At 67.1% G+C, this 15736-nt stretch carries 11 protein-coding genes and 1 tRNA gene; 10 read left to right on the top strand and 2 right to left on the bottom strand.

The features are described from left to right. The gene (locus OOK31_RS14155; protein ID WP_267012793.1) at window positions 1–417 is read left to right on the top strand and encodes a hypothetical protein; all 417 of its coding nucleotides are present in this window, start codon (window positions 1–3) and stop codon (window positions 415–417) included. Here the strand turns inward: OOK31_RS14155 and OOK31_RS14150 are convergent. Together OOK31_RS14150 and OOK31_RS14145 are read right to left on the bottom strand one after the other, a co-directional pair. Beyond that, window positions 407–1426 carry an adenosine deaminase gene (locus tag OOK31_RS14150; RefSeq protein WP_267012792.1) on the bottom strand — a complete coding sequence of 340 codons (1020 nt, stop codon included), beginning with the start codon at window positions 1424–1426 and terminating at the stop codon, window positions 407–409. The two genes, OOK31_RS14155 and OOK31_RS14150, sit on opposite strands and share 11 nt — an antisense overlap. A 356-nt stretch (window positions 1427–1782) precedes the next feature. Next, window positions 1783–3009 carry a pyridoxal phosphate-dependent aminotransferase gene (locus OOK31_RS14145; RefSeq protein ID WP_267012791.1) on the bottom strand — a complete coding sequence of 409 codons (1227 nt, stop codon included), beginning with the start codon at window positions 3007–3009 and terminating at the stop codon, window positions 1783–1785. 192 nt (window positions 3010–3201) lie between these two features. On the opposite strand from OOK31_RS14145, the gene OOK31_RS14140 reads away from it, so the two are divergent. The 9 genes from OOK31_RS14140 to OOK31_RS14100 all read left to right on the top strand — a co-directional run bounded on the left by OOK31_RS14140 (window position 3202) and on the right by OOK31_RS14100 (window position 15701). Next, a tRNA-Trp gene (locus OOK31_RS14140) sits at window positions 3202–3274 on the top strand. Window positions 3275–3379: 105 nt separating this feature from the next. After that, window positions 3380–3661, top strand: coding sequence for a preprotein translocase subunit SecE (gene secE / locus OOK31_RS14135; RefSeq protein WP_030298162.1), 282 nt, complete (start codon window positions 3380–3382; stop codon window positions 3659–3661). 84 nt (window positions 3662–3745) lie between these two features. Next, complete coding sequence (nusG, locus tag OOK31_RS14130; RefSeq protein WP_267012790.1) at window positions 3746–4696, top strand: transcription termination/antitermination protein NusG; 951 nt, start codon at window positions 3746–3748, stop codon at window positions 4694–4696. A gap of 169 nt (window positions 4697–4865) precedes the next feature. Next, entirely contained in the window at window positions 4866–5300 is a 435-nt protein-coding gene (gene rplK, locus OOK31_RS14125) for a 50S ribosomal protein L11 (RefSeq protein ID WP_267012789.1), read from the top strand. Between the two features lie 88 nt (window positions 5301–5388). Next, window positions 5389–6117, top strand: coding sequence for a 50S ribosomal protein L1 (rplA, locus tag OOK31_RS14120; RefSeq protein WP_266574562.1), 729 nt, complete (start codon window positions 5389–5391; stop codon window positions 6115–6117). A gap of 482 nt (window positions 6118–6599) precedes the next feature. After that, complete coding sequence (gene rplJ, locus OOK31_RS14115) at window positions 6600–7130, top strand: 50S ribosomal protein L10 (protein ID WP_267012788.1); 531 nt, start codon at window positions 6600–6602, stop codon at window positions 7128–7130. A gap of 110 nt (window positions 7131–7240) precedes the next feature. Beyond that, window positions 7241–7624: a 50S ribosomal protein L7/L12 gene (gene rplL, locus OOK31_RS14110; protein ID WP_267012787.1), complete on the top strand. Its 384-nt coding sequence runs from the start codon at window positions 7241–7243 to the stop codon at window positions 7622–7624. A gap of 597 nt (window positions 7625–8221) precedes the next feature. Continuing rightward, on the top strand, window positions 8222–11704 hold the full coding sequence (rpoB, locus tag OOK31_RS14105; RefSeq protein ID WP_267012786.1) for a DNA-directed RNA polymerase subunit beta: 3483 nt from the start codon (window positions 8222–8224) through the stop codon (window positions 11702–11704). Window positions 11705–11801: 97 nt separating this feature from the next. Beyond that, a complete protein-coding gene (locus OOK31_RS14100; RefSeq protein ID WP_267012785.1) occupies window positions 11802–15701 on the top strand; it encodes a DNA-directed RNA polymerase subunit beta' in 3900 nt (1299 codons plus the stop codon). Window positions 15702–15736 lie beyond the last annotated feature (35 nt).

The raw sequence follows: 15736 nt of genomic DNA, 5'->3' as shown, positions 1-15736 counted from the left end.
ATGCACTGCCCCCTGCACGGGGCCGGTACGGACCCCACGCGCCTGGTGGGACGCGAGATCTGCCGTGTCGTCGCGTCCTGGCACATCTGCGAAGGCGAGCGCTCCGAGGCCCCGCTCGACGTCTGGCTGATCGACAGCGTCGGCGACTCCACGCGGATCACCACCGGGTCCGACCAGTGCCTCATCGTCGAGTCCGCCGCCCCCCACGAGCCGTACGACATGGGGGAGTGGGGCCGCGTCGAAGTCGGCGAGGACCTCGGCGAACACCCCTTCCTGAGCCACCTCGGCCAGACCGTGGCCTCGGTGGCCGAGTTCGCGCTGCCCGAGCGGGGCCGTACGCACCTGGAGATCGGCTTCCAGGACGGTCGGCGGGTCCGCGCCGACTGCTACCAGGGGGACCTGCGGCTCACCCGGTGAGCCAGTGGTCGATCCCGGCCAGCAGCTTGGCCTGTACGTCGTCGGGCGCGGCGCTGCCGCGCACCGACTGGCGGGCCAGCTCGGCGAGCTCCGCGTCGGTGAAGCCGTGGTGGCGGCGGGCGATCTCGTACTGGGCCGCGAGCCGCGACCCGAACAGCAGCGGGTCGTCCGCGCCCAGCGCCATCGGCACCCCGGCCTCGAAGAGGGTGCGCAGCGGCACGTCCTCGGGCCGCTCGTACACGCCGAGGGCGACGTTGGAGGCCGGGCAGACCTCGCAGGTGATCTGCCGGTCCGCGAGCCGCTGGAGCAGCCGGGGGTCCTCCGCGGCCCGGACTCCGTGCCCGATGCGGGAGGCGTGGAGGTCGTCGAGGCAGTCGCGGACGGAGGCCGGGCCGGTGAGCTCGCCGCCGTGCGGGGCCGCGAGCAGCCCGCCCTCGCGGGCGATGGCGAAGGCCCGGTCGAAGTCGCGGGCCATGCCGCGGCGCTCGTCGTTGGAGAGCCCGAAGCCGACGATGCCGCGGTCGGCGTAGCGGACGGCGAGGCGGGCGAGGGTGCGGGCGTCCAGGGGGTGCTTCATGCGGTTCGCGGCGATGAGGACCCGCATGCCGAGGCCGGTCTCGCGGGAGGCGGAGTCCACGGCGTCCAGGATGATCTCCACGGCCGGGATCATCCCGCCGAGGAGGGGCGCGTAGGAGGTCGGGTCGACCTGGATCTCCAGCCAGCCGCTGCCGTCCCGTACGTCCTCCTCGGCCGCCTCGCGGACCAGGCGGCGGATGTCGTCGGGCTCGCGCAGGCAGGAGCGGGCGGCGTCGTAGAGGCGCTGGAAGCGGAACCAGCCGCGCTCGTCGGTGGCCCGCAGCTTGGGTGGCTCCCCGGCGGTCAGGGCGTCGGGCAGCCGCACGCCGTACTTGTCGGCGAGCTCCAGCAGGGTCGACGGGCGCATCGAGCCGGTGAAGTGCAGGTGCAGGTGGGCTTTGGGCAGAAGCGTGAGATCGCGTGCGTGCTCCATCTGGTGATCCTGCCGTACCGCTGCGCTCGGCGGGAGGGGGTTTTACCTTTCGGGGGCTTGCTCGAACGCGAGAGCGGGGCTTCGCTGCCGCTGCGCGGGGCCCCGGGCTCCGCCCCCGACCCGCGCCTCAATCGCCGGCGGGGCTGAAAGATCGGGGCTCCGCCCCGGACCCCGCGCCTCAAACGCCGGCGGGGCTGGATCGTGTGCCGGCGGGGCTGGATTTGGTCGGCGTCGGCCTGGACGTGAGCGCCCCGCGCAGCGGCACCGGAGGCGGGCCGGGCCGGGAACGCCTGAGCGGCGGCTCCCCGGGGTGGGGGAGGCGCCGCTCAGGGGGTGGCTGCGGGGCCGCCGGAGGCCTAGGCCTTGGCTTCCGCCAGGAGCTTCTGGAGGCGGGACACGCCCTCGATCAGGTCCTCGTCGCCCAGGGCGTAGGAGAGGCGCAGGTAGCCCGGGGTGCCGAAGGCCTCGCCCGGGACGACCGCGACCTCGGCCTCGTCCAGGATCAGCGCGGCGAGCTCGACGGAGGTCTGCGGGCGCTTGCCGCGGATCTCCTTGCCGAGCAGCTCCTTGACCGACGGGTACGCGTAGAAGGCGCCCTCGGGGGTCGGGCAGAACACGCCGTCGATCTCGTTCAGCATCCGCACGATCGTCTGGCGGCGGCGGTCGAAGGCGGTGCGCATCTCGTGGACGGCGTCCAGGTTGCCGGAGACGGCGGCGAGCGCCGCGACCTGGGCCACGTTGGAGACGTTGGAGGTGGCGTGCGACTGGAGGTTCGTCGCGGCCTTGACGACGTCCTTCGGGCCGATGATCCAGCCCACGCGCCAGCCGGTCATCGCGTACGTCTTGGCGACGCCGTTCACGATGATGCACTTGTCGGCGAGCTCGGGGACGATCGCCGGGAGGGAGACGAACTTCGCGTCGCCGTAGACGAGGTGCTCGTAGATCTCGTCGGTGAGGACCCACAGGCCCTTGTCGGCGGCCCAGCGGCCGATCGCCTCGGCGTCGGTCTCGCTGTAGACCGCGCCCGTCGGGTTGGACGGGGAGACGAAGAGGACGACCTTCGTGCGCTCGGTGCGGGCCGCCTCGAGCTGCTCGACGGAGACGCGGTAGCCGGTGGTCTCGTCGGCGACGACCTCCACCGGGACACCGCCCGCGAGGCGGATCGACTCGGGGTAGGTGGTCCAGTACGGAGCCGGGACGATGACCTCGTCGCCCGGGTCGAGGATCGCCGCGAAGGCCTCGTAGATGGCCTGCTTGCCGCCGTTGGTCACCAGGACCTGGGAAGCGTCCACCTCGTAGCCGGAGTCGCGCAGCGTCTTGGCGGCGATGGCGGTCTTCAGCTCGGGCAGACCGCCGGCCGGCGTGTACCGGTGGTACTTCGGGTTGCGGCAGGCCTCGACCGCAGCCTCGACGATGTAGTCCGGGGTCGGGAAGTCGGGCTCGCCCGCGCCGAAGCCGATGACCGGGCGCCCGGCGGCCTTGAGGGCCTTGGCCTTGGCGTCCACGGCGAGGGTGGCGGACTCGGAAATGGCGCCGATACGGGCGGACACCCGGCGCTCGGAGGAAGGCGTTGCAGAGGTCATGCGGCCAATCGTCCCAGACGCTCCAGAAGCCCCGCACACCGTTTCAGTTACCGGACGGAGCAGGTCCGGATGTCTTCTGTTCGACGTCAGGGCCTGGACCACGTACACTCACCTGTCGTTGGTCCTCACCAGCCGCCCCAGAGCGCGAGCACTCCGTGCACTCGCTCGGATGCGGTAGGTTGGGGAACGCAAAGGGTCGTAGCTCAATTGGTAGAGCACTGGTCTCCAAAACCAGCGGTTGGGGGTTCGAGTCCCTCCGGCCCTGCTCCACACTCCTTCTCGGATGTGTGCGCAGGTACGTACTTCGATGCAACGCCGTGCGGCGCAACCGGGCGCGGCTACGGCCACGACCCGGATTCAGGTGAGAGACGTGACGGACGCCCTGGGCTCCATCGACATGCCTGACGCCGAGGACGACACTCGCGAGAAGAAGGCCCGCAAGGGCGGCAAGCGCGGCAAGAAGGGCCCTCTCGGCCGTCTCGCGCTGTTCTACCGCCAGATCGTCGCGGAGCTCCGCAAGGTCGTATGGCCCACTCGTAACCAGCTCACGACGTACACCACCGTGGTGATTGTCTTCGTCGTCATCATGATCGGTCTGGTGACCGTGATTGACTATGGGTTCCAGGAAGCCATCAAGTTCGTCTTCGGCTGATCCCCGCGGAGGGCGGCGCCTTGATGGGTGCCGCCCGTTTTCGCATGTTCGACCACCTTTTGTATCCAGGAAGAAGCAGCCACCGTGTCTGACCCGAACCTGAACGCGAGCCCCGACTCCGTCGAGTCCGTCGAGGACGCGCTCGACATCGTCGAGGCGGCGGACGCGGACCGCGACGAAGTCGAGCTCGCCGACGAAGCCCAGGCGGGCGTCGCCGCGGAGACCGCCGCGATGCACGTCGAGGCTGCGCACGTCGAGGCTGAGGCCGACGAGGACGACGAGTCCGCGGACGAGGGCGACGACACCGACGCCGACGACGACGCCGAGACCGGCGACGACGAGGCCGCTGCTGACGACGAGGCCGACGCGGATGAGGAGGAGGCCGAGGAGGCCGCCCCCGTCGAGGACGCCGAGCCGGTCGACCCCATCCAGGCCCTCCGCGACGAGCTGCGCCTGCTCCCGGGCGAGTGGTACGTGATCCACACCTACGCGGGCTACGAGAAGCGCGTGAAGGCGAACCTCGAACAGCGTGCCGTCTCGCTGAACGTCGAGGAGTTCATCTACCAGGCCGAGGTGCCCGAGGAAGAGATCGTCCAGATCAAGAACGGCGAGCGCAAGAACGTCCGGCAGAACAAGCTGCCCGGTTACGTTCTCGTCCGCATGGATCTGACGAACGAGTCCTGGGGCGTCGTCCGCAACACGCCTGGCGTCACCGGCTTCGTCGGCAACGCGTACGACCCGTACCCGCTGACCCTCGACGAGATCGTCAAGATGCTCGCCCCCGAGGCGCAGGAGAAGGCCGCCAAGCAGGCTGCCGAAGAGGCCGGCCTGCCCGCGCCCGCCGTCAAGCGCACCATCGAGGTCCTGGACTTCGAGGTCGGCGACTCGGTCACCGTCACCGACGGCCCGTTCGCCACGCTGCAGGCGACGATCAACGAGATCAACCCGGACTCGAAGAAGGTCAAGGGCCTCGTCGAGATCTTCGGCCGCGAGACCCCGGTCGAGCTCAGCTTCGACCAGATCCAGAAGAACTGATCCAGATCTTCTGAAGCGACGCTTCCGGACAGGTCAGACCGCCCCGTGAAGGGCGGTCTGACCTGCTCGGTTTTTAGCCCCGCGCCGATACCCGTTATCGTGGTGCGGTATGCCTCCATCCGGATGACCGGTTGGCGGCGAAAACTCTCACTAGGACCCGGAGAGAGCAATGCCTCCCAAGAAGAAGAAGATCACGGGGCTTATCAAGCTCCAGATCAAGGCCGGTGCGGCCAACCCGGCTCCGCCGGTCGGCCCCGCGCTCGGTCAGCACGGCGTCAACATCATGGAGTTCTGCAAGGCCTACAACGCCGCGACCGAGTCGCAGCGTGGCATGGTCGTGCCGGTGGAGATCACGGTCTACGAGGACCGCTCCTTCACCTTCGTCACCAAGACCCCGCCGGCCGCGCGCCTCATCCTGAAGAGCGCCGGTGTCGAGAAGGGCTCTGGCGAGCCGCACAAGACCAAGGTCGCGAAGCTCACGCGTGACCAGGTCCGCGAGATCGCCACGATCAAGATGCCCGACCTGAACGCCAACGACATCGACGCCGCCGAGAAGATCATCGCCGGCACCGCGCGTTCGATGGGCATCACGGTCGAAGGCTGATTTCAGCCCCCCTCAGCACCACAGTGGTAGGACCAAGCGCTGGTCCGCACCACGACTCCACGCCTGAAGCCACAACACAGGAGCAGAAGTGAAGCGCAGCAAGACTCTCCGCGCTGCGGACGCCAAGATCGACCGGGAGAAGCAGTACGCCCCGCTCGAGGCCGTCCGTCTCGCCAAGGAGACCTCCGCGACCAAGTTCGACAGCACCGTCGAGGTCGCCTTCCGCCTGGGTGTCGACCCGCGCAAGGCCGACCAGATGGTCCGCGGCACCGTGAACCTCCCGCACGGCACCGGCAAGACCGCCCGGGTCCTGGTCTTCGCGACCGGTGACCGTGCTGCGGCCGCGGAAGCCGCCGGCGCCGACATTGTCGGCGACGACGAGCTGATCAACGAGATCGCCAAGGGCAACCGCCTGAACGAGTTCGACGCCGTTGTGGCCACCCCGGACCTCATGGGCAAGGTCGGCCGCCTCGGCCGCGTGCTCGGTCCCCGTGGCCTCATGCCGAACCCGAAGACCGGCACCGTCACGATGGACGTCGCCAAGGCTGTCACCGAGATCAAGGGTGGCAAGATCGAGTTCCGCGTCGACAAGCACTCGAACCTGCACTTCATCATCGGCAAGGTCTCCTTCTCCGATGAGCAGCTGGTCGAGAACTACGCGGCGGCCCTGGACGAGATCATCCGTCTGAAGCCGTCCGCCGCCAAGGGCCGCTACATCAAGAAGGCCGCCCTCAGCACCACGATGGGCCCCGGCATCCAGCTGGACTCCAACCGCACCCGGAACCTCCTCGTCGAGGAAGACCCGGCCGCGGTCTGAGCCTCAGGGCTCGGTCCGAGCCTGACGGCTCACTGAACGGCTGAACGGGCCCCCCACCACCCCTCACGGGGCGGTGGGGGGCCCTTTCGCGTCCGCGGGGGAAGAACCCCGCATCCGGCCCGTCCGGTCCCGGGCGGGCGCCACGGCCGCACAGGCCCCGTCCGCCGGGCGCACAGGCCCCGTCCGCCAGCCGGACGGCCGGGTCCGGCGGGGTGACGGAGGGCCGGGGCGGAGGCGATTTGCCTTGGCTCGAACCCTTCGCGTACTCTCGTCGAGAAGCCAAAGACCGCTGGTCGTTGCCGTGCTCGCAAGGGTGCGGTGGCCGAAGGATCCGCTGCGAGCGGACGTCCTGCGCAGGTGTTCGTGGAAAAGTTCCCGGATTCGTTCCGGTTGAGCCATGCCCCGTGCGCTTGCGCCGGGGCGTTTTGTTTGTCCAGCCCCTTCTGAGCGGTCCTCATCACCCGGAAGGAGGCCGACGCTCTATGGCAAGGCCCGACAAGGCTGCTGCGGTAGCCGAGCTTGAGGACCAGTTCCGCAGCTCGAACGCCGTTGTGCTGACCGAGTACCGGGGTCTCACCGTCGCGCAGCTCAAGACGCTGCGTCGTTCGCTCGGTGAGAACGCCCAGTACGCCGTGGTGAAGAACACGCTGACCAAGATTGCGGCCAACAACGCCGGGATCACCTCGCTCGACGACCAGTTCACCGGTCCGACGGGCGCCGCCTTCATCACCGGTGACCCGGTTGTGTCGGCGAAGGGTCTTCGTGACTTCGCCAAGGAGAACCCGAACCTCATCATCAAGGGCGGTGTCCTTGACGGTAAGGCGCTGTCCGCCGATGAGATCAAGAAGCTCGCGGACCTCGAGTCCCGCGAGGTTCTGCTCAGCAAGCTGGCCGGCGCGTTCAAGGGCAAGCAGTCCCAGGCTGCCTCGCTCTTCCAGGCGCTGCCGTCGAAGTTCGTCCGCACCGCGGAAGCGCTTCGCGTCAAGCTCGCCGAGCAGGGCGGTGCCGAGTAATTCGGCTCGCGCACTGATCCGCGCCGCCTAGTGCGCGGGTCGTAGCGGGCCGTTACGCCCGCCTCTCTATACATCCGGCACCTGCCGAATTAGTGGAAGGATCGCCCATCATGGCGAAGCTCACCCAGGACGAACTCCTCGCCCAGTTCGAGGACATGACCCTCATCGACCTCGCCGCCTTCGTGACGGCCTTCGAGGAGAAGTTCGACGTCACCGCCGCCGCGGCCGTCGCCGTTGCCGCCCCGGGTGCCCCGGGCGCCGGTGCCGTCGAGGTCGAGGAGAAGGACGAGTTCGACGTCATCCTCACCGGTGCGGGCGAGAAGAAGATCCAGGTCATCAAGGTCGTGCGTGAGCTGACCTCCCTGGGTCTGAAGGAGGCCAAGGACCTCGTCGACGGCACCCCGAAGCCGGTCCTCGAGAAGGCCAACAAGGAAGCCGCTGAGAAGGCCGCTGAGGCCCTCAAGGCCGCCGGCGCTTCCGTCGAGGTCAAGTAACACCTCTGAGGCCGTCTGACGGCCTCAGCCAAGGGCGATCACCCGTAAGGGTGGTCGCCCTTTGGCGTACTCCCAGTGCCTGACTTGCCCTGGTCTCGTTGGGGAGTAGGGTGATCATCGTTGCCTCGAAGCAGGGTCCAGAGATGATCCGCTCGGAGCACGGGCCCTTGACGAACGGCCGACGGCGCGCAATTCTCAGACCCGTCGCCAGCTCGGACAGCTCGGACAGCTCGATTCGGGATCCGAGGCATGGATCGACTACGAAGAGGGCAGTACTGATACGCGCTCTGTGAATGAGGGGCGCGCAGCGTTGGGCGCCGTGTTGGTCGAACACGGTGTTGGTGGATCGACATGGGGAAGGCCTGTTGCCGGTTTCCGGAAACCTGGTCTGGACATCAGTGAGCCGAGTGGCTACACTGACCCTTTGCGCTGCCTGTTAGCTGACCCCTGCCCGTCGCCAGGGTCATGCCCACGCTCGAGCACATCTGATTGATACGCCCTGACCTGGTCTTTTGGCCGGCTGGGGAGGCTCTGTCTTCTGTGTCGGCTGGGACCGGTACGCGCGTAGTGAGTCCGAGCCCTCGGAAGGACCCCCTCTTGGCCGCCTCGCGCAACGCCTCGACCAATACGAACAACGGTGCCAGCACCGCCCCGCTGCGCATCTCCTTTGCAAAGATCAAGGAGCCCCTCGAGGTTCCGAACCTCCTGGCGCTGCAGACCGAGAGCTTTGACTGGCTGCTCGGCAACGCCGCCTGGAAGTCTCGCGTCGAGTCGGCGCTCGAGAGTGGACAGGACGTTCCCACCAAGTCCGGTCTGGAAGAGATCTTCGAGGAGATCTCGCCGATCGAGGACTTCTCCGGTTCGATGTCGCTGACGTTCCGCGACCACCGGTTCGAGCCGGCGAAGAACTCGGTCGACGAGTGCAAGGAGCGCGACTTCACGTACGCGGCGCCGCTCTTCGTCACCGCCGAGTTCACGAACAACGAGACCGGTGAGATCAAGTCTCAGACGGTCTTCATGGGCGATTTCCCGCTCATGACCAACAAGGGCACCTTCGTCATCAACGGCACCGAGCGTGTCGTCGTGTCGCAGCTTGTCCGTTCCCCTGGTGTCTACTTCGACTCCTCCATCGACAAGACGTCCGACAAGGACATCTTCTCCGCCAAGATCATCCCTTCCCGGGGTGCCTGGCTGGAGATGGAGGTCGACAAGCGCGACATGGTCGGTGTCCGCATCGACCGCAAGCGCAAGCAGTCCGTCACCGTCCTCCTGAAGGCTCTCGGCTGGACCACCGAGCAGATCCTCGAGGAGTTCGGCGAGTACGAGTCCATGCGCGCCACCCTGGAGAAGGACCACACTCAGGGCCAGGACGACGCGCTGCTCGACATCTACCGCAAGCTGCGTCCGGGCGAACCGCCGACCCGCGAGGCCGCTCAGACGCTGCTCGAGAACCTCTACTTCAACCCGAAGCGCTACGACCTCGCCAAGGTCGGCCGCTACAAGGTGAACAAGAAGCTCGGCGCGGACGAGCCGCTGGACGCCGGTGTGCTCACCACCGACGACATCATCGCGACGATCAAGTACCTCGTGAAGCTCCACGCGGGCGAGACCGAGACCACCGGTGAGTCGGGCCGTTCGATCGTCGTCGAGACCGACGACATCGACCACTTCGGCAACCGTCGTCTGCGCAACGTCGGCGAGCTCATCCAGAACCAGGTCCGTACGGGTCTGGCTCGTATGGAGCGCGTCGTCCGCGAGCGGATGACGACCCAGGACGTCGAGGCGATCACGCCGCAGACCCTGATCAACATCCGGCCGGTCGTCGCCTCCATCAAGGAGTTCTTCGGCACCAGCCAGCTGTCGCAGTTCATGGACCAGAACAACCCGCTGTCGGGTCTGACGCACAAGCGTCGTCTCTCGGCTCTGGGTCCCGGTGGTCTGTCCCGTGAGCGGGCAGGCTTCGAGGTCCGTGACGTGCACCCGTCGCACTACGGCCGCATGTGCCCGATCGAGACCCCTGAAGGCCCGAACATCGGTCTGATCGGCTCGCTCGCCTCCTACGGCCGCGTCAACGCGTTCGGCTTCGTGGAGACCCCGTACCGCAAGGTCGTCGAGGGCGTCGTCACCGACGACGTCGACTACCTGACGGCCGACGAGGAAGACCGCTTCGTCATCGCCCAGGCCAACGCCGGCCTGAACGACGAGATGCGCTTCACGGAGAACCGCGTTCTGGTTCGCCGTCGTGGCGGCGAGATCGACTACATCGCCGGCGACGACGTCGACTACATGGACGTCTCCCCGCGCCAGATGGTGTCCGTCGCGACCGCGATGATCCCCTTCCTCGAGCACGACGACGCCAACCGCGCCCTCATGGGCGCGAACATGATGCGCCAGGCCGTTCCGCTCATCAAGGCGGAGGCGCCGCTCGTCGGCACCGGCATGGAGTACCGCTGTGCGGTCGACGCCGGTGACTCGATCAAGGCGGAGAAGGACGGTGTCGTCCAGGAGGTCTCGGCCGACTACATCACCGTCGCCAACGACGACGGCACGTACACCACGTACCGCGTCGCCAAGTTCTCCCGCTCGAACCAGGGCACCTCGGTCAACCAGAAGGTCATCGTCAACGAGGGTGACCGCATCATCGAGGCGCAGGTCCTCGCCGACGGTCCCGCGACCGAAGAGGGCGAAATGGCCCTCGGCAAGAACCTGCTCGTCGCGTTCATGCCCTGGGAAGGTCACAACTACGAGGACGCGATCATCCTGTCGCAGCGCCTCGTGCAGGACGACGTCCTCTCCTCGATCCACATCGAGGAGCACGAGGTCGACGCCCGTGACACCAAGCTGGGCCCCGAGGAGATCACCCGGGACATCCCGAACGTCTCCGAGGAGGTCCTCGCCGACCTCGACGAGCGCGGCATCATCCGCATCGGTGCGGACGTCGTCGCCGGCGACATCCTCGTCGGCAAGGTCACGCCCAAGGGTGAGACCGAGCTGACCCCCGAGGAGCGCCTGCTCCGCGCGATCTTCGGTGAGAAGGCCCGCGAGGTGCGTGACACCTCGCTCAAGGTCCCTCACGGTGAGATCGGCAAGGTCATCGGTGTCCGCGTCTTCGACCGCGAGGAGGGCGACGAGCTTCCTCCGGGCGTGAACCAGCTGGTCCGCGTCTACGTCGCCCAGAAGCGCAAGATCACCGACGGTGACAAGCTCGCCGGCCGTCACGGCAACAAGGGTGTCATCTCCAAGATCCTTCCGATCGAGGACATGCCCTTCCTGGAAGACGGCACGCCGGTCGACATCATCCTCAACCCGCTGGGTGTCCCGTCCCGAATGAACCCGGGACAGGTCCTGGAGATCCACCTCGGCTGGCTCGCCAGCCGCGGCTGGGACGTCTCCGGCCTCGGTGAGGAGTGGGCCGAGCGTCTGAAGGTCATCGGTGCCGACAAGGTCGCGCCCGGTACCAACGTCGCCACCCCGGTGTTCGACGGTGCCCGTGAGGACGAGCTCGCCGGCCTGTTCGAGCACACCATCCCGAACCGCGACGGTGACCGTCTGGTCCTCCCGTCCGGCAAGGCGCGTCTGTTCGACGGCCGCTCCGGTGAGCCGTTCCCGGACCCGATCTCGATCGGGTACATGTACATCCTCAAGCTGCACCACCTGGTCGACGACAAGCTCCACGCCCGTTCGACCGGTCCGTACTCGATGATCACGCAGCAGCCGCTGGGTGGTAAGGCGCAGTTCGGTGGCCAGCGCTTCGGTGAGATGGAGGTGTGGGCGCTCGAGGCTTATGGCGCCGCTTACGCCCTCCAGGAGCTGCTGACCATCAAGTCCGACGACGTCACCGGCCGAGTGAAGGTCTACGAGGCCATCGTCAAGGGCGAGAACATCCCCGAGCCGGGCATTCCCGAGTCCTTCAAGGTGCTCATCAAGGAAATGCAGTCGCTCTGCCTCAACGTGGAGGTGCTGTCCTCGGACGGCATGTCCATCGAGATGCGCGACACCGACGAGGACGTCTTCCGCGCGGCGGAGGAGCTCGGTATCGACCTGTCCCGGCGTGAGCCGAGCAGCGTCGAAGAGGTCTGACGGGCCTGACGGGGGGCTCGCTCAAGAGCCCCCCGTCATCCCCGGGACCGTTCAGACCATGATTGAGACTCGACCCCGAAAGAGGGATTGACGCACAGTGCTCGACGTCAACTTCTTCGACGAGCTGCGGATCGGCCTTGCCACCGCGGACGACATCCGAACCTGGTCGCACGGCGAGGTCAAGAAGCCGGAGACCATCAACTACCGCACCCTCAAGCCCGAGAAGGACGGACTCTTCTGCGAGAAGATCTTCGGTCCTACCCGGGACTGGGAGTGCTACTGCGGTAAGTACAAGCGTGTCCGCTTCAAGGGCATCATCTGCGAGCGCTGCGGCGTCGAGGTCACGCGCGCCAAGGTGCGTCGTGAGCGGATGGGCCACATCGAGCTTGCCGCTCCCGTCACCCACATCTGGTACTTCAAGGGCGTTCCGTCGCGTCTTGGCTACCTGCTGGACCTCGCGCCGAAGGACCTCGAGAAGGTCATCTACTTCGCCGCGTACATGATCACGTTCGTGGACGACGAGCGCCGCACCCGCGACCTGCCGTCGCTGGAGGCGCACGTCTCCGTCGAGCGCCAGCAGATCGAGAACCGCCGTGACGCGGACCTCGAAGGCCGGGCCAAGAAGCTCGAGACCGACCTGGGCGAGCTCGAGGCCGAGGGCGCGAAGGCCGACGTACGCCGCAAGGTGCGCGAAGGTGCCGAGCGCGAGATGAAGCAGCTCCGTGACCGCGCCCAGCGCGAGATCGACCGCCTCGACGAGGTGTGGGCCCGCTTCAAGAACCTCAAGGTCCAGGACCTCGAGGGCGACGAGCTGCTCTACCGCGAGCTGCGTGACCGCTTCGGCACGTACTTCGACGGTTGCATGGGCGCCGCCGCGCTGCAGAAGCGCCTGGAGTCCTTCGACCTCGAGGAGGAGGCCGAGCGCCTCCGCGAGATCATCCGTACCGGCAAGGGCCAGAAGAAGACCCGTGCGCTCAAGCGCCTCAAGGTCGTCTCCGCGTTCCTGCAGACCAGCAACAAGCCCAAGGGCATGGTTCTGGACTGCGTGCCGGTGATCCCGCCGGACCTTCGTCCGATGGTGCAGCTGGACGGTGGCCGCTTCGCGACCTCCGACCTGAACGACCTGTACCGCCGTGTGATCAACCGCAACAACCGCCTGAAGCGCCTTCTCGACCTCGGTGCCCCCGAGATCATCGTGAACAACGAGAAGCGCATGCTCCAGGAGGCCGTGGACGCCCTCTTCGACAACGGTCGTCGTGGTCGCCCGGTGACCGGTCCCGGTAACCGTCCGCTGAAGTCCCTGAGCGACATGCTCAAGGGCAAGCAGGGTCGATTCCGTCAGAACCTTCTCGGTAAGCGCGTGGACTACTCCGCGCGTTCCGTGATCGTCGTCGGTCCGCAGCTGAAGCTGCACCAGTGTGGTCTGCCCAAGGCCATGGCGCTGGAGCTCTTCAAGCCGTTCGTGATGAAGCGCCTGGTCGACCTGAACCACGCGCAGAACATCAAGAGCGCGAAGCGCATGGTCGAGCGCGGCCGCACGGTCGTCTACGACGTGCTCGAAGAGGTCATCGCCGAGCACCCGGTCCTCCTGAACCGTGCGCCCACGCTGCACCGCCTCGGCATCCAGGCCTTCGAGCCCCAGCTGGTCGAAGGCAAGGCCATCCAGATCCACCCGCTCGTCTGCACCGCGTTCAACGCGGACTTCGACGGTGACCAGATGGCCGTGCACCTGCCGCTTTCGGCAGAGGCGCAGGCCGAGGCCCGCATCCTGATGCTGTCCTCGAACAACATCCTGAAGCCGGCAGACGGTCGTCCCGTCACCATGCCGACCCAGGACATGGTGCTGGGTCTGTTCTTCCTGACCACCGACGGCGAGCTCCGTGACGTCAAGGGCGAGGGCCGTGCGTTCGGCTCGACCGCCGAGGCGACCATGGCGTTCGACAACGGTGAGCTGGCGCTCCAGTCGGCCGTCGACATCCGCTTCCCGGTGGGCACCATCCCGCCGCGCGGCTGGGTGGCCCCGGTCGCCGAAGAGGGCGAGCAGGAGTTCCAGCCGGGCGACCAGTTCCGTCTGAAGACGACTCTGGGCCGCGCGCTCTTCAACGAGCTGCTGCCCGAGGACTACCCGTTCGTCGACTACTCGGTGGGCAAGAAGCAGCTCTCCGAGATCGTCAACGACCTGGCGGAGCGCTACCCCAAGGTCATCGTGGCGGCGACGCTCGACAACCTGAAGGCGGCCGGCTTCCACTGGGCGACCCGTTCGGGCGTCACCGTGGCCATCTCCGACGTCGTCGTGCCCGAGGCCAAGAAGGCCATCGTCAAGGGCTACGAGGAGATGGACGAGAAGGTCCAGAAGCAGTACGAGCGCGGTCTGATCACCAAGGACGAGCGCACGCAGGAGCTCATCGCGATCTGGACCAAGGCGACCAACGAGGTTGCCGAGGCGATGAACGCGAACTTCCCCAAGACGAACCCCATCTTCATGATGGTTGACTCGGGTGCCCGAGGAAACATGATGCAGATGCGACAGATCGCCGGTATGCGTGGTCTGGTGTCGAACGCGAAGAACGAGACCATCCCGCGTCCGATCAAGGCGTCCTTCCGTGAGGGCCTCACCGTTCTGGAGTACTTCATCTCCACGCACGGTGCCCGTAAGGGTCTGGCGGACACCGCCCTGCGTACCGCCGACTCGGGTTACCTCACCCGTCGTCTGGTGGACGTCTCGCAGGACGTCATCATCCGCGAGGAGGACTGCGGCACCGAGCGCGGCCTCAAGCTCAAGATCGGCACCAAGGACGAGACGGGTGTCCTCCGCAAGGCGGACGACGTCGAGACCTCCGTGTACGCCCGCATGCTGGCCGAGGACGTCGTCATCGACGGCAAGGTCATCGCGCCGGCGAACGTGGACCTCGGTGACGTGCTCATCGACGCCCTCATCGCGAACGGTGTCGAGGAGGTCAAGACCCGCTCGGTCCTGACCTGTGAGTCCGCGGTCGGCACCTGTGCCTTCTGCTACGGCCGCTCCCTGGCCACCGGCAAGCTGGTCGACATCGGTGAGGCGGTCGGCATCATCGCCGCCCAGTCCATCGGTGAGCCCGGTACCCAGCTGACGATGCGTACCTTCCACACCGGTGGTGTGGCCGGTGACGACATCACGCAGGGTCTGCCGCGTGTCGTCGAGCTCTTCGAGGCCCGTACCCCGAAGGGTGTCGCCCCGATCTCCGAGGCCGCCGGCCGCGTGCGGATCGAGGAGACCGAGAAGACGAAGAAGATCGTCATCACGCCCGACGACGGCAGCGAGGAGACGGCGTTCCCGATCTCCAAGCGCGCCAAGGTCGTCGTGTCGGAGGGCGACCACGTCGAGGTGGGCCAGAAGCTCACCGCGGGTGCCACCAACCCGCACGACGTGCTGCGCATCCTCGGCCAGCGTGCCGTCCAGGTCCACCTGGTCGGCGAAGTCCAGAAGGTCTACAACTCGCAGGGCGTGTCGATCCACGACAAGCACATCGAGATCATCATCCGGCAGATGCTGCGCCGCGTGACGATCATCGAGTCCGGCGACGCGGAGCTCCTGCCGGGCGAGCTCGTCGAGCGCTCGAAGTTCGAGACCGAGAACCGTCGTGTGGTCACCGAGGGCGGTCACCCCGCCTCCGGCCGTCCGCAGCTGATGGGTATCACCAAGGCCTCGCTGGCGACGGAATCCTGGCTGTCGGCCGCCTCCTTCCAGGAGACGACCCGAGTCCTGACGGATGCGGCGATCAACGCCAAGTCCGACAGCCTCATCGGCCTCAAGGAGAACGTCATCATCGGTAAGCTCATCCCGGCCGGTACGGGTCTGTCCCGCTACCGCAACATCCGGGTCGAGCCCACCGAGGAAGCCAAGGCCGCGATGTACTCGGCCGTCGGCTACGACGACATCGACTACTCGCCCTTCGGCACCGGCTCCGGCCAGGCTGTCCCGCTGGAGGACTACGACTACGGCCCGTACAACGGCTGAGGTCCTAGAGAGCAGTGAATAACCGCAGGGCGGTC

This window comes from Streptomyces sp. NBC_00249, assembly GCF_026342355.1.
Taxonomy (GTDB): Bacteria; Actinomycetota; Actinomycetes; order Streptomycetales; family Streptomycetaceae; genus Streptomyces.
The sequence above is the reverse complement of the archived record's forward strand: the minus strand, read 5'-3'. Positions and strand labels throughout refer to the sequence as shown.

Bases quoted from the DNA above. Each gene is read 5' to 3' on its own strand.
- OOK31_RS14155 (WP_267012793.1), top strand. From the start codon at position 1: ATGCACTGCCCCCTGCACGGGGCCGGTACGGACCCCACGCGCCTGGTG.
- OOK31_RS14150 (WP_267012792.1), bottom strand. From the start codon at position 1,426: ATGGAGCACGCACGCGATCTCACGCTTCTGCCCAAAGCCCACCTGCAC.
- OOK31_RS14145 (WP_267012791.1), bottom strand. From the start codon at position 3,009: ATGACCTCTGCAACGCCTTCCTCCGAGCGCCGGGTGTCCGCCCGTATC.
- rplK (WP_267012789.1), top strand. From the start codon at position 4,866: ATGCCTCCCAAGAAGAAGAAGATCACGGGGCTTATCAAGCTCCAGATC.
- rplJ (WP_267012788.1), top strand. From the start codon at position 6,600: ATGGCAAGGCCCGACAAGGCTGCTGCGGTAGCCGAGCTTGAGGACCAG.
- rplL (WP_267012787.1), top strand. From the start codon at position 7,241: ATGGCGAAGCTCACCCAGGACGAACTCCTCGCCCAGTTCGAGGACATG.